Below are 16707 nucleotides of genomic sequence, written 5' to 3'. Positions count from 1 at the left end.
GGCTGCTCACCAGCGCGCCATCAGCCGGCCCTGGTCCACTTTCGATTCGATGGGCGTCAGCGGGGTCTTGCCGTTCTTGATGCAGGCCCCGCTTTTCACGTCGAAGGCCCATTCGTGCTTGGGGCAGGTGAGGGTGAGGCCCTGCAGCGCGAGCTGCGGAATGTCGGTGCCCTGGTGCGGGCAGCTGCTGTCGTAGACCTTGTAGCTTGTGCCTTCGCGGTAGACGAAGACGCCGCGGCCTTCGCAGTCCATGCGCCGGATCTCGCCGTCGTCGAGCTCGCTGGCGGCCATGATGTCGCGCCACTGCGGCGCTGCACCGCGCAGCGCCTCGGGCGCGAAGCCCGGCAGTTGCATGGCGAGGATGATGTCGGTGGCCCAGACGATCTTGCTCAGGCCCAGGGTGGGGAAGGCCATGAGCAGCGCGTCGATGACCTCCATGGGCGTGCAGCCTTCCTTCAGCGCGCGCTTGAGGTACTGGCGAAAACCGCGTTCGGTCTGCGCGTCCACCTTGGTGATGACGGAGATGAGGTTGCGGGTCTTCGGGTCCAGGTGCTTGCCGGCGTCCTTGAGGAAGCTGAAGTAGTGGCCCATGGCCTCGGGGCGGGCCTGGACGAGGTAGTCGAGCGCGTCGCTCATGAGGGTCTCCTGGAAACGGTGGGCGGCAGGGGCGGCAGCTGCGCGGCCTCGTCGTGGGTCAGGCGCGTCTGCGCGCCGCTGCGGGGTTCGAACCAGTCCAGCGTGCCGTGCAGCTGCACCACGTCGCCGACGATGAGCAGGCTGGGCGAAGAAAAGCCGCTGGGGGCGACCTTGGCGGGCAGATCCGACAGGGTGCCGGTGAGCACCCGCTGTGTGGCCAGGGTGCCGTGCTGCACGATGGCGATGGGGCGCGTGGCCGGCGCGCCGTGCGCGATCAGCCGCTGGCAGATTTCGGGCAGGGCGCTCAGGCCCATGTAGATCACCACGGTCTGCTGCGGCCGCACCAGCGCGGCCCAGTCCAGCTCGGGGTTGCCGTCCCTGAGGTGCCCGGTGACGAAGAGGCAGCTCTGCGCGTGGTCGCGGTGGGTGAGCGGGATGCCGGCGTAGCAGGCCACGCCGCTGGCGGCCGTGATGCCGGGCACCACCTCGAAGGGCACGCCGTGCTCGACCAGCTTCTGCATCTCCTCGCCGCCGCGGCCGAAGATGAAGGGGTCGCCGCCCTTGAGGCGTACCACCTGCTGGCCTTCCTGCGCCAGCTGCACCAGCAGGGCATTGATCTGCTCCTGGCGCAGGGTGTGTTCATTGCGGCGCTTGCCGGCGTAGATGCGCTGTGCGCCCGGGTTGGCCAGGGCCAGCACGCCGTCGGAGACGAGGTTGTCGTAGACCAGCACGTCGGCGCTGGCCAGCAGGCGCGCGGCGCGCAGGGTCAGCAGCTCGGGGTCGCCGGGGCCGGCGCCCACGAGGTAGACGCGGCCGGTCGGAGAGGCGGATGCGGGTTTCATCGTGCAGTTCACGCCGCTTTCAGCGCGCGAGGATGAGTTCAACGCTCTTGATGCCGGCCATGGTGAGGACCAGCGAGCCCAACAGGTGCAGCCCGGCAGTGCCCAGGGCCAGCGCATAACGCGCTTGCTGCAGCATGGTCACCACCTCGGCCGAGAAGCTGGAGAAGGTGGTGAGCGCGCCCAGGAAGCCGGTGACGAGCATGAGCCGCCAGGTCGGGTCCAGCTGGGGCAGGGCCTGGAACACCGCCACACACACGCCGATGAGGTAAGCACCGACGAGGTTGGCGGTCAGCGTGCCCCAGGGCAGCAGGGCGCCGGGGGTGCTGAGCCACAGGCCGAGCCGCCAGCGCAGCAGGGCACCGGCGCAGGCACCGAGACAGATGGCAAGGACGGGCAGCATGGGCAGAGTTTATCGCCCCCGGTTCACGGGGTAGCGCTGTCGGCACCCCCGGCGTATCATCGTTCGCATGGCCCTCCCGCACGCCACTGCCGGTCAGATCATCGACGTCCAGCCGCTGGGTGCGCGCCTGGCGCATGAAAAGACCGTGGCGCTGTTCAAGGCGCAGGACCTGGAGGTGATGCGGCTCGTGCTGCCGGCCGGCAAGTCACTGCCGCCGCACCAGGTGGCGGGCGAGATCACCATCCAGTGCATCGAAGGCACGCTCGAGGTCAGCGTCGACGGCCGCAGCCATGTGTTGCACGCCGATCAACTGCTGTTCCTGGCCGGTGGTGCCCAACACGGCGTGACGGCCTTGGCTGACGCGTCGGCCCTGGTGACGATAGCTTTGCACCAACCGCGGGCGGGCAGCGCCGGGCGCTGAAGCTTCGCCCTGCGGCCAGGCCGTGCAGGGCCAGCCTATCCCCCTGCAATCAGCGCGGCTATTGGGACGGGCTCTGTGATCTGGTGTACCTTGAGCAAAACAAGGCTGCTCAACCGGTGGCCGCCAAACTCAGGGGGGAACGTGAACTCGGCCAACGCCATCGACGCATATTGTTCAGGTGTCATCGACACGCTGTTTGCCAGCGACCTTGATGTAGGTCTGGCCGTCCTGGATTGCGACCTGCGCTACTGCCGCATGAACCAGGCGCTGGCGGCCTTCAACGGCGTGTCGGTCGAAGCGGCGCTGGGCCGCACTGTGGCCGATGTCCTGCCGGCGGCATTCCCCGAGGTGGCACGCCTGTTCCAGCGTGTGCTGGGCGGCGAGAGCCTGGAAAAAATCAAGGTGATGGCCGAGGTGCCGAGCATGCCCGGGCATCCCTCGGAATGGGAGGCCAGCTACCTCCCCATACGCGCACCGGGCGGACAGGTGGTCGGCATCCTGGTCAAGGCCGTCAACGTCTCGCTGCAGCAGGCGGCCGTGCGTGCCCTGCAGGAGAGCGAGAGCCGTGTGCGCCATGTGCTCGACAGTCTGTTTGCCTTTGTCGGGGTGATGACCACGGACGGTGTCCTGCTCGAAGCGAACCGCGCGCCGCTGGAGGCGGCCGGGATTTCTCTGGCAGACGTGAAGGGCCGCCATTTCTGGGACACCTACTGGTGGAGCCATGACGCCGAACTGCAGCAGTGGGTGCGCAATGCGGTGGCGTCCGCGAATCGCGGCGATGTGGTGCGACGCGATGTGGTGGTGCGCATGGCCGGCGACTCGCGCATGACCATCGATTTCATGCTGGCGCCCATGCGCAATGATGAAGGCAGCATCACCCACCTGATTCCCTCGGGCATCGACGTTTCTTCCCGCATGGCCAGCGAGGCGCGCTTTCGCAGCCTGTTCGATCAGGCCCCCGAGGGCATGACGCTGGTGGACGCCAGTGGCCACATGCTGTTCGCCAACCGCAGCATGGGTGAGCTGTTTGCCTGCAGTCCGGAGCAACTGGTGGGGCGTCATGTGAACATGCTGTTGCCCGAGGCCCGGCGCTCCACGCACAAGGCGGACATGGGGAACTACCTGCACGCCCCGACCAAGCGCGTGATGGCGGCCCGGCGCCAGCTTTCGGCCCGGCGGCTCGATGGCAGCGAGTTTCCGGTGGAGGTGGCCCTCAATCCCATCCCCGGCCGGGCGTCGCCCGAGATCCTGGCCACGGTGGTCGACATCACGGATCGCTTGGCCGCGCAGGCTGCGATGGAGGCGTCCCTGAAGGAAAAGACGCTGCTGCTCAACGAGGTACACCACCGCGTCAAGAACAACCTGCAGATCGTGGCCAGCCTGCTCGAGATCCAGTCACGCAATGTCGGGGAGGCCGCCCGCGAGGTCCTGCGTGACAGCAAGAGCCGGGTGCGCGTGATCGCGCTGACGCACCAGTTGCTCTACGAGGGTGTCAATTTTGCAGAGCTCGAACTCGGGCCCTATCTGCGCAACCTGGCGCAACTGCTCAAGCAGACCTACCTCGGGGAGGCGAGCACCATCGACGTGCGGGTCAGTGTCCCGGAGCAGGGCATGAAGATCGATATCCAGAGGGCCATCCCCTGCGGTCTGATCGTCAATGAATTGGTCACCAATGCCTTCAAGCACGCCTTTGCCGGTCGCGCGCGCGGATCGATACAGATCGTGGCCGGACAGCGGGATGACGCCCACGGTTTCCTCCAGGTGGCCGATGACGGCGTGGGCCTGCCTGCCGGCTTCGATCTCGCGTCCACCAACACCCTGGGCTTCCAGCTGATCCACATGCTGTCCCAGCAGATCGAGGGGCAATACGAGCTGACCGCCGGGTCGGGGACCTCCTTGCGCCTCACATTCCCCTTCTGAAAGTGAACCATGATCCAGACCTCCATCGGCTCGCCCATCCGTGTACAGATCGTGGAGGACGAGTTCATTGTTGCGCACGATCTGAAGCAGAACCTGGAGTCCATGGGCTATGCGGTGACGGGCATTGCCTCGGGTGAGCAACAGGCGGTCGATCTGGCCGAAAGGGAACGGCCCGATCTGGTGCTGATGGACATCAACCTGGGGCGAGGCGGCGATGGCACCCGGGCCGCCGGCATCATCTCGCAGCGCCTGAACCTGCCGGTGATCTACCTGACGGCCTATGCGGGTGAGGACATCCTGAAAAAAGCCATCCAGGCGGCGCCCTATGGTTATGTGCTCAAGCCCTTCGAGCCGCGCGAGTTGAATGCGACGATCCGGGCAGCCCTGTCGCGGGTCGAGGAGGAAAAGAAGACCCGCAAAGCCGAGAAACGATTCCGCCTCGCGCTGGACGCCGCCAAGCTGGGGGTGCTGGAAATCGGGCGTGGCCACGAACAGATTGCGCTGGACGGGTTCCTCCACACGATCCTGCTGGCGCCGACCCAGAGCTTCTCCGTTGAGCGGTCGGACTTCCTGGCGCACCTGGAGGATCCGGAGATCCAGGAGCGGCTGCAAGGCATGCTGGCGTCGGGCGACATGGTCCAGATCTGCGCGGCCTGGCGCGGGGAGGACCAGCAGCGTATCTGGCTGGAGATCCACGCCAGCTATTTTCCTGACGAAGACAAGGTCATCGGCATCCTGCGCGATGTCACGGAAAAGGTCCAGTCCGAGGAGCATCTGCGCCAGGCTTCGGTGGTGTTTGAATCGGCCGGTGACGGCATCCTGATCCTGGATCAGGACCAGCGGGTCTGCATGGCCAACAAGGCCTTCTCGAAGTTGACCGGCTGGGAGCCGCACGAGGTGATCGGCAAATGCCCCGACGAGTTTCTGCATACGGCCCGCGAAGGCGACCGCAAGGCGGCGGACGAAGGCGAACGCATGGAGGCACCGCATGTCGAGGTGACCTGCCGACGCCAGGATGGTTCCCTGTTCCCCGCCTGGGAAAACATCGCGCCGGTGATGAGCTCGGCCGGGCACATCACGCACTACGTCCTGACCTTTTGCGACATCACGGCCTTGCGCAGCGCCGAGAGCAGGCTGTCCCATATCGCACTGCATGACGCGCTGACGGGCCTGGGCAACCGCCACCAGCTGGACATCTGCCTGCGCCACAACATCAGCCAGGCGAGCGCCCGGGGCGACAACGACCATTTCGCATTGCTCTTCATCGACCTGGACGGCTTCAAGACCATCAACGATACGCTCGGGCACACCATCGGCGACGAGCTCCTGATCGAGGTCACGCGCCGCCTGAAGGCCTCGCTGCGCCAGAACGATATTGCGATCCGCATGGGGGGCGATGAGTTCCTGGTGATCGCAGACGGCCTGCGTACCGCCGAGGCCGCGGCCCCGCTGTGCCGCAAGCTGTTGTCGGCGGTCGCTGAGCCGATTGCGACCAGCATCGGGCAGACGGTGCGCATAACCGCCAGCATCGGCATCGCCCTGTTCCCGGCGCATGCGGACAGCGCCGATGAACTGATCCGCGCGGCCGATACCGCCATGTACGAGGCCAAGGAGAATGGACGCAACGGCCACGCCATCTTCTCCAGGAACCTGGCCAACCGGGCGCTGGAGCGCATGCAGCTGGAGCAGGGCTTGCGCAATGCGATTGGGAACCATGAGCTGGAGCTGCAATGGCAACCGGTGGTGGATATGCAGGACGGCCGGATCATTGGCGCCGAGGCGCTGCTGCGCTGGAACCATCCGGTCTCGGGCCGGGTCAGTCCCGAGCGTTTCATTCCCGTGGCGGAAGAGACGGGCATGATCCTCGACATCGGCGACTGGGTGCTGGCGCAGGCCTGCCGGCACGCGACCGCCTGGGTAGCGGAGGGGCTGGATTTCCAGCGCCTGGCGATCAACGTCTCGGCCAAGCAGCTGCAACAGGAGGGATTTGCCGAACGCGTGCTGCGCTCCCTGCTCCAACACAAGCTCTCACCCGCCATGCTGGAGATCGAACTCACGGAGTCCTCCCTGCAGCGCGGTGAGCTCGTCCAGCAGTCCCTGCACCGGCTCAGGGCCATGGGCATCCAGCTGGCGCTGGACGATTTCGGCACCGGCTTCTCGTCCCTGTCCATGCTGAAGTATCTGCCCCTGGACCGGCTCAAGATCGATCGCAGTTTCATCCGCGACATTTCCAGTGATCCCAATGACATGGCCATTGCCCGCACGATCGCCGCCATGGCCAGCACCTTGGGGCTGGCGGTGACGGCCGAGGGTGTGGAAACGGAGATCCAGCGCAGCATCCTGCTGGGGCTGAGCGTGCGGGAGGCCCAGGGCTGGCTGTACCACCCCGCCATGCCCGCAGACAAATTTGCCGAGCTTCTGCGTGGGCAGAAGGCCGCCTGAACGGGCTGTCTTCCCGGGCTGCTGGAGGGCTCAGCGCTCCACGCCCATCAGCCAGTTGGGCACGCTGGTGACGATGGAGGGGAAGACCGTGATCAGCACGATGGCCAGGACCATGCAGGCGAAGAAGGGCAGGGTGACGCGCGCGATGCGGTTGCTGTCCACGCCGGTCATGTTCTGGAGCACGAAGAGGTTGAAGCCCACGGGTGGCGTGATCTCGGCGATCTCGATCAGCAGGATGATGAAGATGCCGAACCACACCAGGTCGAAGCCGGCTTTCTGCACCATGGGCAGCACCACGGCGCTGGTGAGCACGATCATGGAGATGCCGTCCAGCGCGGTGCCCAGCACCAGGTAGACGACCACCAGCACCGCAATCAGGCCGTAGGCCGAGAGGTTCATGCTGTGCACGAACTCGGCCAGCTCGCGCGGGATGCCGGTGAAGGCCATGGTCTTGGTGAGGAAGGCGGCGCCAGCCAGGATGAACATGATCATGCAGCTCACGCGCGTGGCGCCGGCCAGGCCGTCCCAGAAGTTGCGCAGCGTCAGCGTGCGGCTGGCCGCAGCGATGGCGAGGGAACCCACCACGCCCCAGGCCGCGCATTCGGTGGCGGTGGCGATGCCGGCCACCAGCACCCAGACGATGAAGACGATGAGCAGGCCGCAGGGGATGAGGCTGCCCGAGCGACGCAGCTTGTCCATGAAGCTGGTCGGCGCTTCGGCCGGCGGCACCTTGGCAGGATTGCGCAAGCTCCACCAGGCGATGTAGCCCGAGAACAGGCCCATGAGCAGGAAACCCGGCAGGAAACCGGCCAGGAAGAGGCGGATCACGCTGGCGTCGGCGGCCACGGCGTAGACCACCATGGTGATGGAGGGCGGAATCAAGATACCCAGGCCGCCGGCTGCAGCCAGCGAGCCCAGGGCGATGTTGCGGTCGTAGCCGCGGCGCTCGAGTTCGGGCAGGGCCACCTTGGCGATGGTGGCGCAGGTGGCGGCGGACGAACCCGAGACCGAGCCGAAGATGCCGCAGCCCAGCACCGTGGTGTGCATCAGGCGGCCAGGCACGCGCGAGAGCCAGGGCGAGAGGCCGTCGAACATCTGCTCCGAGAGTTTGGTGCGGTAGAGGATCTCGCCCATCCAGATGAACAGCGGCAGGGCGGCCAGCTCCCAGCTGGCGGCCGTTTCCCAGAACGAGGAAAACAGGTTCATCCCTGGCTGCGTGCTGGTGAAAAAGGCCTGACCGACCCAGCCCACGATGGCCAGCGTCATGGCGATCCAGACGCCGCCGGCCAGCATCAGCAGCATGAGGAAGAGCAGCAGGGCCCCGATTTCAAGCAGACCCATCAGCGTTCCTTAAAGTTCTTCGGAAAAGTCGCCGCGGGCGTGGCGCTCTTCCACGCGTGCCACGTAGCTGGGCTTGGCGCCGCGCAGCACCGTGACGCATTCATCGACCACGGCGATGACCAGGACGGCGGAGCCGATGACAAAGCTCATCTGCGGGATCCAGATCGGGATGGCCACCATATTGCCGGCGATGTCGTTGAAGCGCCAGCTGTCGTAGGTGAAGCGCGCCGCCCACCAGCCCAGGTAGGCAATGGCCACGGAGGCGATGGCCAGCGAGGCGATCTCCAGCCAGCGCCGCGCGGCGGGGCGGACCGATTCGAGCAGCAGCGTGACGCGCACGAAGTCGCCGTTGCGAAAGCTGTAGGCCATGCCCAGGAAGGCGGCCGCAGCGCACAACCAGGCCACCACGTCGTTGATCCAGGACACGCGCCAGTTCGCCACGCGCCCCACCGAGGCGCCGATCATCAGCACCAGGATGGCCAGCACGCACAGCGCGGCCAGGACACCGCCAAGGGCGTAGAGGCCGTCGAGCAAGCGGCGCATGGCGCCCGGTTGGGTCTCAGGCATGACGGGGGATCAGCGCTGGTAGGCGTCGACCAGGGCCTTGCCTTCGGGGCCGGCTTTTTCCAGCCATTCCTTGAGCATGACGTCGCCCACCTTCTTCAGGTCGGCCTTGAGTTGCGCCGAGGGGGCCAGTACCTGCATGCCGTTGGCCTTGAGCTTGGCCAGGGTTTCGGTGTTGACGCGCTGGCTGGCGGCCAGGCCGCGGGCTTCAGCCATGGCGGCGGCCTTGAGCACGGCGTCCTGGCTGGGCTTGTCCAGTGCATCAAACGCCTTCTTGTTCACGATCACCATGTTCTTGGGCAGCCAGGCCTGGGTGTCGTAGTAGTACTTGAGGTTTTCGTAGAGCTTGCTGTCCACGCCGGTGGCGCCCGAGGTCATGGTGGACTCCACCACGCCGGTGGCCAGGGCCTGCTGCAGTTCGGCGGCCTGCACGGTGACGGGCTGGGCGCCCACCAGGTCGGCGATGCGCGCGGTGGCCGGGCTGTAGGCGCGCCACTTCACGCCCTTGAGGTCGGCCGCGCTGTTGATGGGTTTCTTGGTGTAGATGCCCTGCGGCGGCCACGCCACCGAGTACAGCAGCACCAGGCCTTGCTCGGCCAGCTTCTTCTCGATCATCGGCTTCTGGGCCCTGTAGAGCTTCATGGCGGCGTCGTAGCTGTCGGCCAGGAAGGGCAGGCCGTCGGCACCGTAGATCTGCCACTCGTTCTGGAAGTTGGCCAGCAGCACCTCGCCGGCCTGGGCCTGGCCGCCCTGCACGGCGCGCTTGATTTCGGGGGCCTTGAACAGGGAGGCGCCCGCATGCAGCGTGATCCTGAGCTTGCCACCGGTGGCCTGGTCCACGTCGGTGGCGAACTGCGCCATGTTTTCACTGTGGAAGTTGCTGGCCGGGTAGGCGGCGGCCAGGTCCCATTTGGTCTGGGCCAGGGCGCTGCCGCCGGCCAGGGACAGGGCCAGCGTCACGCTGGCGAGAGAGAAATGACGACGCTGCATGGGGCACTCCACGGTGGTTGATGAAGGGGTCCGGGAACTGTACGGCGGCCGGGCCGGTGTGGCATAGGGATATTCCCTAAATGCCGACAAATTGTCAACAAATTGTTTTCATGATTTCTATAATCCGGCACAGAACATGGGGCGTCGCCGCCCCAAAAAGGAGCGTTGTCCATGGCCAAGAAGTCCACCGCGTCCGGGGCCGATCCGGGCAAGGCGCCCATCGTGTCGTCGGCGCACCTGGTCTCGCCGCGCAGCGCCGAGATGAGCGAGTTCGAGTTCGGCCTGATCGTGTCGGGCAATGCCTTCCACCGCTGGATCGTGCATTGCATGTCGGCCGCCGGCCTCAAGGACCTGACCCCACTGGACGTGCTGGTGCTGCACCACGTGACTCATCGCGCGCGTGACAAGCGCCTGGCCGACATCAGCTTCATCATGAACGTGGAAGACACGCACCTGATCAACTACGCGCTCAAGAAGCTGCAGGGGCTGGGCGTGGTGGCCTCGCGCAAGAACGGCAAGGAGGTGACTTATGCCGCCACCGAGGAGGGGCGTCGTTACGTGCAGCGCTACCGCGAGATCCGCGAGAGCTGCCTGATCAACGCGCTCAAGGCCGACGAGGGGTTGAACCGCGACATCGGTGAACTGGCGCGTTTGCTGCGTGTCTTGTCCGGTGTCTATGACCAGGCGGCGCGTTCCGCTGCGTCACTGTGATGGAGGCTGGGATGGCAAAGGCAGGCGCAAACCGCTGGCAGTTCTGGATCGACCGAGGCGGTACCTTCACCGACATTGTGGGCCGCCGACCCGATGGCAGCCTGGTCACGCACAAGCTGTTGTCCGAGAACCCCGATCAATACCGCGACGCGGCGGTGGCTGGCATCCGGCATCTGCTGGGGCTCAGGGCGACCGAGCCCATCACACCGCAGCAGGTGGACTGCGTGAAGATGGGCACCACGGTGGCCACCAACGCCTTGCTGGAACGCAAGGGCGAACCCACGCTGCTGGTCACCACCCGCGGTTTCCGCGACGCGCTGCGCATCGCCTACCAGAACCGACCGCGCCTGTTCGACCGCCACATCGTGCTGCCCGAGCTGCTGTACAGCGCCGTGCTGGAAGCCGAGGAACGCATGGGCGCACGCGGCGAACGCGTGACACCGCTGGACGAAGCGGCCTTGCGACGCGATCTGCAGGCGCAGTTCGATGCCGGTCTGCGCAGTGTGGCCATCGTTTTCCTGCATGGCTACCGCTACACGGCGCATGAAGAAGCGGTGGCACGCATGGCGCACGAAATCGGGTTCACGCAAGTGAGCACCTCGCACGGCACCAGCCCGATGATGAAGTTCGTGAGCCGCGGCGACACCACGGTGGTGGACGCCTACCTCTCGCCCATCCTGCGCCGCTATGTGGACCAGGTGGCGGCCGAGATGCCTGGTGTGCGACTCTTCTTCATGCAATCGTCCGGCGGGCTGACCGATGCCCATGCCTTCCAGGGCAAGGATGCCATCCTCAGCGGCCCGGCCGGCGGCATCGTGGGCATGGCCCGCACGGCCGAACTGGCCGGCATGGACCGGGTGATCGGTTTCGACATGGGTGGCACCTCGACCGATGTCTCGCACTACGCCGGCGAGTTCGAACGCGAGTTCGAGACCCAGGTGGCCGGGGTGCGCATGCGCGCACCCATGATGAGCATCCACACGGTGGCCGCCGGTGGCGGTTCCATCCTGCAGTACGACGGGGCGCGCTTCCGCGTGGGGCCGCAGAGCGCCGGCGCCAACCCGGGCCCGGCCAGTTACCGGCGCGGCGGCCCGCTGGCCGTGACCGATGCCAATGTGATGCTGGGCAAGATCCAGGCGGCGCATTTTCCCCATGTGTTCGGCCCGGCGGCCAACGAGGCGCTGGACGACGACGTGGTGCGCGAGCGTTTCGCCGCGCTGGCCGTGCAGACCGGGCGCAGCGCCGAGGACGTGGCCGAAGGTTTCGTCAGCATCGCGGTGCAGCAGATGGCCAATGCCATCAAGAAGATCTCGGTGGCGCGGGGTTACGACGTGACGCGCTACACCCTGCAGTGTTTCGGTGGTGCCGGTGGCCAGCACGCCTGCCTGGTGGCCGACGCGCTGGGCATGACCCGGGTGCTGGTGCACCCGCTGGCCGGTGTGCTCTCGGCCTACGGCATGGGCCTGGCCGACCAGAACGTGATCCGCGAGCAGGCGGTGGAGCTGCCGCTGGAGGTGGGTGCCCTGGCGACCATCACCGACAGGCTCGATGTGCTGGCCCACGCCGCGCGCAGCGAACTGGAGCGCCAGCAACTCAGCGCCGCCGCGGTGCGCGTGCAGCGGCGTGTGCACGTGCGCTACGAGGGCAGCGACTCGGCGTTGATCGTGGCTTACGGCTCGGTGCCGGAGATCACGGCTGCCTTCGAGGCCGCCTATCGCCAGCGTTTCGCTTTCCTGATGCTGGGCAAGCGCCTGATCGTCGAGGCGGTGTCGGTCGAGGCCGTGGTGGCGGGCGACGCGCCGGCCGAGCCGCGCCATGCCCTGCACCCGGCGCGCGCCCTGCCTGGCCGCGAACAGGTGCGCCTGTATTCCGGCGGCCAGTGGCACGAGGCGGCCCTGGTGGTGCGCGAGGATCTGCGCGCAGGTGACCGTATCCCCGGCCCGGCCATCATCGCCGAGAAGAACGCCACCACGGTGGTGGAGCCCGGCTGGGAGGCCGAACTCACCACCCTGGACCACATCGTCCTGCACAGGCGTGTGCCTCGCGAGCAGCGGTATGCCGCCGGCACCACGGCCGACCCGGTGCTGCTGGAGGTCTTCAACAACCTCTTCATGAACATCGCCGAGCAGATGGGCCTGCAGCTGCAGAACACGGCCTATTCGGTGAACATCAAGGAACGGCTCGATTTCTCCTGCGCGCTGTTCGACACGCAGGGCAACCTGATCGCCAACGCCCCGCACATGCCCGTGCACCTGGGCTCCATGGGGGAGAGCATCAAGACCGTGATCCGCGAGAACGCCGGGAAGATGCAGCCGGGCGACGTCTACGTGCTCAACGACCCTTACCACGGCGGCACGCACCTGCCCGACGTGACGGTGATCACACCGGTCTACCTGGAGGGCAGGACGGAACCCACGTTCTACGTCGGCTCCAGAGGACACCACGCAGATATTGGTGGCACGACACCGGGCTCCATGCCGCCTTTCTCCACGCGCATCGAGGAGGAGGGTGTGCAGATCCAGAACTTCAAGCTGGTGGACCGCGGCGTGCTGCGCGAGGCCGAGATCCTGGCCTTGCTGGCCAGTGGCGAATATCCCTCCCGCAACCCGCAGCAGAACCTGGCCGACCTCAAGGCCCAGATTGCCGCCAACGAAAAGGGCGTGCAGGAGCTGCGCAAGATGGTGGGGCAGTTCGGGCTGGACGTGGTGCAGGCCTATATGCGCCACGTGCAGGACAACGCGGAGGAATCGGTGCGCCGGGTGATCACGCGCCTGAAGGATGGCCGGTTCACCCTGCCCCTGGACAATGGCGCGCAGATCAGTGTGGCCATCCGCGTGGACGCGAAGGCCCGCAGTGCCGAGATCGACTTCACGGGGACCAGTGCGCAGCAGAGCAACAACTTCAACGCACCCACGGCGGTCTGCATGGCGGCGGTGCTTTATGTCTTCCGTACCCTGGTGGACGACGACATCCCGCTCAACGCGGGCTGCCTCAAACCGCTCAAGGTCATCATCCCGTCGGGCTCCATGCTCAATCCCAACCCGCCGGCCTCGGTGGTGGCGGGCAATGTGGAGACCTCAAGCTGCATCACGAATGCGCTGTACGGCGCCCTGGGCGTGATGGCCGCCAGCCAGTGCACCATGAACAACTTCACCTTCGGCAACGCGACCTACCAGTACTACGAAACCATCTCGGGTGGCAGTGGTGCCGGTGAGGGCTTCGACGGAACCCCGGTCGTGCAGACGCACATGACCAATTCGCGCCTGACCGACCCCGAGGTGCTGGAGTTCCGCTTCCCCGTGCGCCTGCTGGGCTACGAGATCCGCCAGGGCTCGGGCGGTGTCGGCCGCTGGCGTGGCGGCGATGGCGGTGTTCGCCGTGTCCAGTTCCTGGAGGCCATGACGGCCAGCATCCTCTCCAACGGCCGCAAGAGCGGGGCCTTTGGCATGGCCGGCGGCGCAAGTGGGCAGATGGGACTCAACCGCGTGCTGCGTGCCGATGGTCGCAGCGAAGTGCTGGGCCACATAGGCCAGACCGATATGCAGCCGGGCGACGTGTTCGAGATCCATACCCCGGGGGGCGGAGGCTACGGACCGCCGGCCTGAGCCCCTGTCATGACCGGTTAGCATGCGGCTGTCATCACGAAGCGGGGGGAACCATGGCTGATGTCGAAGAGCAGTTGCGTGCGCTGAACCTGCGCCTGGCCCGGCTGGAAGAGGCGGTGTTGAAGCTGTCGCCGCGAGCGCCGGCCGCTGCGACGGTGCGGGACGAGGACGACCCGCATTTCCGCAACACCGAGCCCCAGCCCTACGCTGCCGCGACGGCGCAGCCACGGGCCAAACCTGCGCCGGCCTCACCCTTTTTCGAGAAATCCACGGACGACAGCGAACTCACGGTCACGCAGGTCATGGGCTGGACCGGTGCGACGCTGCTGGTGCTGGCCGCGGCCTACCTGATCCGCCTGGTCTACGACGCGGGCTGGCTCACGCCGCCGCGCCAGCTCGGGCTGGCCGTGCTGGGCGGTGTCGGCCTCATCGTGGCGGGCCTCCGCTTGCGTCGCGTGGACAGCAACTACGCCAGCCTGCTGCCGGCCGGCGGCCTGGTGGTGTTTTTCCTGGCCATCTATGGCGCCCATCTGTATTACCACCTGATCGGCGCCGGCGTGGCCACCACGGCCGTGATCTGCAACTGCCTGCTCGCGCTCTGGCTGGGGCGTACCTTCGGCAGCGAGATCTACGGCCTGTTCGCTGTGGTGGGTTCCTACTCCGCGCCGCTGTTGCTGCGGGCCATGAGCGGTTCGGTGGTGGACCTGGCGATCTACTTCACCGCCTGGAGCGTGGTGTTCTGCCTGTATGCGCTGGCCATCGGCAATCGCCGGCCCTATCTGCTGGCCGGCTATATGGCCCTGGTCGCCTTCCAGGTGCTCTGGGAGCAGCTGGCACGCAGCCAGTGGGGGGTGGCCCTGGTGTTCCAGACCCTGCAGTTTGCGGTCTTCCTGAGTGCGGCCATCGCCTTCTCGGTACGCCACGATCGGCCCATGACGCAGGCCGAGGGTGTGGCACACCTGCCCCTGCTGCTGTTGTTCTACGCCCTGCAGTACGCCATCCTGAGCCGGCACCTGCCCGCGCTGGCGCCCTGGGTGGCGCTGGGCAGCGCGGCCGTGCTGCTGTTGGCCTACGCCGTGGCGCGGCGGGCGCTGGGGGTGTCGCTGGCGGCCGGTGGCTTCATCGTCGGCGCCTACGGCGCGCTGGTGCTGTTCCATGCAGTCTATCTGGAACTGTTGCCCGACCGCTGGGCCCCCTGGGCCGTGCTGCTGGTGCTGCCGCCGGCGGCGCTCTTCGTCACGCGGCCGACAGCCGACGCACAGCTCATGCTGCCTTTCAAGCTGTTGCTGGGCGCGCTGCTGGCCCTGAACTACGTGCGCGTGGTGCTGCTGGACGATACGGGCGGCGCCGGCCACGGTACCCTGCTGTCGCTGCTCTACACGGCCGAGCTTTACGCGGCCTGGTTCCTCGGGCGCAATCATGTCGCCCTGCGGCCCTGGCTGGCCTTTGCCCTGTATGCCGCGCACATCGGCCTGATGGGCGTGGTGCTGCGCAGTTTCGACAACGAACTGCTGGTCTCGCTGGCCTGGGGCGCACTGGCCCTGGCTTCCTTGCTGCTGGCCTTCCGCAGCAGCGATCAGGACCTGGGCAAGTCCTCGCTCTTCATCTTCGCGGCCTCGCTGGTCAAGGTCATCCTCTACGACCTGGCGGGCGCCGCACCGCTGCTGCGCATCGGCAGCCTGGTGGTGGTGGGGCTCTCGCTCTATGCGGGTGGGTTGCTCTACAAGCGGGTGGTGGCGCTGGAGCGCTGAACGCTCCACTACACTGCTCTCTTTCAGTTATCCGAGTCGTTCATGGAGTTTCTGTTTCTGATGCTGGCGCCCATCGCGGGCTACCAGTTCCTCAAGGCGCGTGAGCAGCGCCGCCGCATCTACTTGCTGGGAGGCTACCTGAGCCAGTACCAGATCGAGAAGCTCATGGAGAACGTCACAGAGGGCTATCTGCGCGCGCTCGGGGAGGACAATGAAGAGCGTCGCGCGCAGATCTGGAGCATGCTCGGCACGGCCGAGGCCGAGCTCAACAGCCAGTTCCAGCGTTTCGCCACCGATTTCTCCAAGGTCTGGAACGGGCAGACCCAGGTCAGCACCCTGGGTTTTGCCTTCCCCTACGCTGACAAGCTCCTTCCGCGCCAGTCCTTCGACATGCGCCACCTGCTGGCCATCCATGCCGAGGGCATCGCGGCAGCCGCCGAGAACCGCGGACAGCTCGCTCTGCGCGACAAGGCGTTCACGATGTCGGCCGAGCTGTTTCTGATGCAGCACAGCTGCCACTGGTTCTGCCGCTCCAGGGCCATCGCCTCCGCGCGCCTGCAGGCCCGCCACCAGACCAGTCACGCGCAGGTGCTTGCCGCCGTGTCGCCCGCAACGCGCGAGGCCTACGGCAGGCTCACGGGGCTTTGATCCCGTTTTTTGCATTTGGATACACGCAGAGCCGCTAGACTCTGGACATTGTTTTTCTGTTGTCGAAGGAGAGACCATGCAATTTTCGAAGCACCTGATCAGCCTCGCGGCCCTCGGCCTGCTGGCCGCCAGCCTGTCGGGCTGCGCCAGCAAGCTGATCGGCGAGCGCATCGGCGCGGAACAGGTCGTGCTGGCCAAGGATACGGAGGTGGGCCAGTGCAAGTCGCTGGGGCGTTCCACGCTCAGCGTGCTGTCGTCCCTGGGCCCCATCACGCGCAGCGCCGAGGCGGTGGAGGAGAACCTGCTGCAGATGGCGCGCAACGAGGCCATCGACAAGGGCGGCGATACCGTGGTCAAGGGCAACTCCCTCGAATACGGCAAGCGTTCCTACGAGGTCTTCAAGTGCAAGTGAGGCGCTGAGCGTCCAAAGAAAAAG

At 66.5% G+C, this 16707-nt stretch carries 14 protein-coding genes; 8 read left to right on the top strand and 6 right to left on the bottom strand.

Going from position 1 to position 16707, the window contains the following annotated elements:
- Positions 1 to 6 precede the first annotated feature (6 nt).
- Genes AC1RRP_RS05225 through crcB form a run of 3 tightly spaced genes read right to left on the bottom strand, consistent with a single transcriptional unit; the run spans position 7 to position 1878 of the window.
- Complete coding sequence (locus AC1RRP_RS05225) at positions 7 to 636, bottom strand: Rieske 2Fe-2S domain-containing protein (RefSeq protein ID WP_493033940.1); 630 nt, start codon at positions 634 to 636, stop codon at positions 7 to 9.
- Positions 633 to 1478 (bottom strand): uroporphyrinogen-III C-methyltransferase, encoded by an 846-nt coding sequence (cobA, locus tag AC1RRP_RS05220; RefSeq protein ID WP_493033938.1) that lies wholly within the window; start codon positions 1476 to 1478, stop codon positions 633 to 635. The genes AC1RRP_RS05225 and cobA overlap by 4 nt, the downstream gene beginning before the upstream one ends.
- 19 nt (positions 1479 to 1497) lie before the next feature.
- Entirely contained in the window at positions 1498 to 1878 is a 381-nt protein-coding gene (crcB, locus tag AC1RRP_RS05215) for a fluoride efflux transporter CrcB (protein WP_493033936.1), read from the bottom strand.
- A gap of 67 nt (positions 1879 to 1945) precedes the next feature.
- Between crcB and AC1RRP_RS05210 the strand changes: the two genes are divergently transcribed.
- From AC1RRP_RS05210 to AC1RRP_RS05200, 3 genes are all read left to right on the top strand, one after another.
- Positions 1946 to 2299 (top strand): cupin domain-containing protein, encoded by a 354-nt coding sequence (locus AC1RRP_RS05210; RefSeq protein WP_493033934.1) that lies wholly within the window; start codon positions 1946 to 1948, stop codon positions 2297 to 2299.
- 141 nt (positions 2300 to 2440) lie between these two features.
- Positions 2441 to 4219: a PAS domain S-box protein gene (locus tag AC1RRP_RS05205; RefSeq protein ID WP_493033933.1), complete on the top strand. Its 1779-nt coding sequence runs from the start codon at positions 2441 to 2443 to the stop codon at positions 4217 to 4219.
- 9 nt (positions 4220 to 4228) lie between these two features.
- Entirely contained in the window at positions 4229 to 6661 is a 2433-nt protein-coding gene (locus AC1RRP_RS05200; protein WP_493033931.1) for a two-component system response regulator, read from the top strand.
- 30 nt (positions 6662 to 6691) lie between these two features.
- Here AC1RRP_RS05200 and AC1RRP_RS05195 read toward each other — a convergent pair whose 3' ends face one another.
- From AC1RRP_RS05195 to AC1RRP_RS05185, 3 genes are read right to left on the bottom strand one after another with little or no spacing between them, the layout of a single operon-like run.
- Positions 6692 to 8002, bottom strand: coding sequence for a TRAP transporter large permease (locus AC1RRP_RS05195; RefSeq protein ID WP_493033929.1), 1311 nt, complete (start codon positions 8000 to 8002; stop codon positions 6692 to 6694).
- 9 nt (positions 8003 to 8011) lie between these two features.
- Complete coding sequence (locus AC1RRP_RS05190; RefSeq protein WP_493033927.1) at positions 8012 to 8569, bottom strand: TRAP transporter small permease; 558 nt, start codon at positions 8567 to 8569, stop codon at positions 8012 to 8014.
- A 9-nt stretch (positions 8570 to 8578) separates the two neighbouring features.
- Positions 8579 to 9556 carry a TRAP transporter substrate-binding protein gene (locus AC1RRP_RS05185; protein ID WP_493033925.1) on the bottom strand — a complete coding sequence of 326 codons (978 nt, stop codon included), beginning with the start codon at positions 9554 to 9556 and terminating at the stop codon, positions 8579 to 8581.
- A 171-nt stretch (positions 9557 to 9727) separates the two neighbouring features.
- On the opposite strand from AC1RRP_RS05185, the gene AC1RRP_RS05180 reads away from it, so the two are divergent.
- The 5 genes from AC1RRP_RS05180 (at position 9728) to AC1RRP_RS05160 (ending at position 16683) form a co-directional block, all read left to right on the top strand.
- Positions 9728 to 10267: a winged helix DNA-binding protein gene (locus tag AC1RRP_RS05180; protein ID WP_493033923.1), complete on the top strand. Its 540-nt coding sequence runs from the start codon at positions 9728 to 9730 to the stop codon at positions 10265 to 10267.
- A gap of 11 nt (positions 10268 to 10278) precedes the next feature.
- Complete coding sequence (locus AC1RRP_RS05175; RefSeq protein ID WP_493033921.1) at positions 10279 to 13872, top strand: hydantoinase B/oxoprolinase family protein; 3594 nt, start codon at positions 10279 to 10281, stop codon at positions 13870 to 13872.
- Positions 13873 to 13925: 53 nt separating this feature from the next.
- Entirely contained in the window at positions 13926 to 15623 is a 1698-nt protein-coding gene (locus tag AC1RRP_RS05170) for a DUF2339 domain-containing protein (RefSeq protein WP_493033919.1), read from the top strand.
- 42 nt (positions 15624 to 15665) lie between these two features.
- On the top strand, positions 15666 to 16271 hold the full coding sequence (locus AC1RRP_RS05165) for a hypothetical protein (RefSeq protein ID WP_493033917.1): 606 nt from the start codon (positions 15666 to 15668) through the stop codon (positions 16269 to 16271).
- A 76-nt stretch (positions 16272 to 16347) separates the two neighbouring features.
- On the top strand, positions 16348 to 16683 hold the full coding sequence (locus AC1RRP_RS05160; RefSeq protein ID WP_493033915.1) for a DUF4156 domain-containing protein: 336 nt from the start codon (positions 16348 to 16350) through the stop codon (positions 16681 to 16683).
- The last annotated feature ends 24 nt before the right edge of the window (positions 16684 to 16707 follow it).

This window comes from Hylemonella sp. GW821-FHT12C09 (assembly GCF_058807395.1).
Note: the sequence above shows the minus strand (reverse complement) of the source record. Positions and strands in the feature narration are given on the sequence as shown.